The 2,389-nt window shown below is 64.5% G+C and carries 4 protein-coding genes; 3 read left to right on the top strand and 1 reads right to left on the bottom strand.

Annotated elements, in window-relative coordinates; genetic code table 11:
* Window positions 1-287: 287 nt before the first annotated feature.
* From FV242_RS33620 to FV242_RS33610, 3 genes are all read left to right on the top strand, one after another.
* Complete coding sequence (locus FV242_RS33620; RefSeq protein WP_147941982.1) at window positions 288-653, top strand: hypothetical protein; 366 nt, start codon at window positions 288-290, stop codon at window positions 651-653.
* A 331-nt stretch (window positions 654-984) separates the two neighbouring features.
* Complete coding sequence (locus FV242_RS33615) at window positions 985-1,155, top strand: DUF3606 domain-containing protein (RefSeq protein ID WP_147941981.1); 171 nt, start codon at window positions 985-987, stop codon at window positions 1,153-1,155.
* A 352-nt stretch (window positions 1,156-1,507) separates the two neighbouring features.
* On the top strand, window positions 1,508-1,795 hold the full coding sequence (locus tag FV242_RS33610; RefSeq protein ID WP_147941984.1) for a hypothetical protein: 288 nt from the start codon (window positions 1,508-1,510) through the stop codon (window positions 1,793-1,795).
* 94 nt (window positions 1,796-1,889) lie between these two features.
* Here FV242_RS33610 and FV242_RS35975 read toward each other — a convergent pair whose 3' ends face one another.
* Window positions 1,890-2,207, bottom strand: a complete 318-nt coding sequence (locus FV242_RS35975; protein ID WP_147941983.1) for a hypothetical protein — start codon at window positions 2,205-2,207, stop codon at window positions 1,890-1,892.
* Window positions 2,208-2,389: the final 182 nt, after the last annotated feature.

The following is a 2,389-nucleotide window of genomic DNA, read 5'->3' as shown; positions in this document are numbered from 1 at the left end:
CATCATCTCGCCCGAGTGGACGGCTTGGCTGCGGCTGGCGCGGACCCCAGACCCGCTATCTAAACTTGGATCGTCCGCCTTCGCCTCGCCGGCACAGGGGGGAGGGTGCAAATCCGCGAACCGCACGCCTACTGAAGTTCTAATCCTGTCAGAATCGGGGAAAACGGAACCGAAAAAGGGCTGCCGACAAGCGGCGGGCGACCTCAACTGATCAGGCCATTCTGGAACCCGCGCGGGTCGTGGCGCGGGAATAGCTATGCGGTAGGCGCACGCAGGCGGACGGTATGATGAACGAAGAGGACCTGCTCACCGGCGCAGGGCTGCTGCCGTGTTTCGCGTCATCGGTCAGCGAACTGGCCGATGCGATCCGTGCGGCTGCTAAATCTGGTGGGTCGGAGGGCGCAGCCCCGCGCAACGCTGAGGCTCACCTGCTGACGATCAGAGCCAACGCGGCGAAAGACACGCCCGGCTTGTACGACGCCCTGGATGCGGTCCGGTTGGCCGTACGCGCCGTCGAGGACATCGCCCGGCGGCAAGCGATGCTGGTCCCGAACCACGCGAAGCTTCTGGGCGCCGCCCGAACCCATGCGCTGAGCGCCCTCGACTTCCTCGCCGCGGTGCTGCGCGTAACCAAGCCAAATGCGCGGACCTAGGCAAGTTGGTAAAGCCGTGCGGCGTTGCAGGATGACGACAACCGACCATGTGCTTGCTACAGCACCCTTCTATCCCGCCTGCGCGCCCGAGGCGTTCGCGACACCACACGGCGCTGCGGCGGGCAGTCGCGTGAGGGTCGGTGCAGCGGTGGGACTGGAGACCGCAAGCGCCGGCTCACGGCCTACAGCTTCAGTTGCGAGGTCCCGTCGCGATACCTGTTGATATTCGCCGCAGGACCGGGGAGGCGGGCAACTATGCTGCGTGGTCAGGGTTGAGTGCTCGGTCTCACCACATCAGCAGAGGCGCGCCGTTGGGCGTGACCACACAGCTATGGATACGGCACAGCTCCAGTCATTGGTCCCCACCCATATCGACATTAATGACCGCGCTGCACGTGCAGCGCTCGCTGCCCGCCTAGGCGTCACCGAAGAACGGCTACGCAAGACGGTTCGCCTCGTCGGTTCGCGCGTGCGAACGATCGAGGCTCATCACCAAGCCTAAAGGCAGTAAGCCATGAGGGTGCAGCCTGTGCTACGCCCGAGGCGTGTCAAACATGCAGTGCGCAACCATTCGGCGGTTGCGTGCTGCAGTGCGATGGTTTAGCTTTGCACTGCGAGATGGCGATGGCGTCGCGATCCCGCTGCCCTTCTTGGGCGTTTCCTCCCTAGACTTCGGGCCGCTCCTTCGGGGGTGGCCTTTTCTTTGTCCGGGGCGGCTTCGGTAGCCGAACCGAATGCCGGCGGCAAGCACGATGATGCCAATTGCATCTGTTCCCCACGGAAGCTTGAACGATATCGATCACGATGACGTTCAGCCCACGACCGATCAAACCGATCCGTCTGGAGGAATGTCCATGTCGATCAAGACAATTGCTCTCGCTAGCGCACTCTCTGTCGCGATGGCAGGCGCAGCTTTGGCTCAGACACCGGCCGGCGGTGGCAGCGCCGAAGGCAACATGAACAATCCGGGTTCCGTAAAGAGCAACTCCGAGAAGTCCATGGAGACCGGTGCAGGCTCGATGGGGACTGGCATGGTGCCTGGCACCAGCGGCGGTCCGCGCGTCGATACCCCCGGTGCGCCTGCCGGCAGCGGCTCTGGCAACGGCACCACCGGTAGCGGTGCAGCCCCAAGCGGCAAGTAAGGTCTATCAGCCCCGCGGTCCTCTTGCTGCGGGGCTACTACAACGCTCCCGATCCGGGCGGCGACAAGCTTGCAGCGGACGCTACCGTCCCAATCTATTGGCAGACGCGCACACGGCGAATGTGCTCGTCGCCGTAGGGATCGATGTAGCCACGCCTCTCGAAATGGCAGACCGGGCCTACGTCCTCCTCGACGTATACCGGCGCGGGCGCGCGGTAGACTGGGCGGCCGGGATAATATCCGTTGTTGGCCGAGGCGATGGCACTGCCCGCGACGACACCACCAAGCAAGCCTAGCGCTGCAGCACCGCCAACCCCGATGCCGTCGCGCGCATGGGCGGCCGGATCAACACTAAACAGGATGAGAGCGGTCAGGGCGGCCGTGCCGCCTGTCCGCAGGAGAGAGCCACGAATCGCAGACCTCATGAGCGTGAACGGCCCCGCGCTGGAGCGCATGGCCGCCGAACCACCAGACCCATCCAGTGCGGCCGCTTATCGGCAGCCGTGGTCAGGGTGCGACGGGTCGGTTAACGAAGCCCTGCAGATGCCTCTCAGTAACCCCTTGGGGGTGGCGGGGGTGGTGGCCTATCATCATC

Origin of the sequence: Methylobacterium sp. WL64, assembly GCF_008039945.1 — a bacterium.
Classification (GTDB): domain Bacteria; phylum Pseudomonadota; class Alphaproteobacteria; order Rhizobiales; family Beijerinckiaceae; genus Methylobacterium.
Note: the sequence above shows the minus strand (reverse complement) of the source record. Positions and strands in the feature narration are given on the sequence as shown.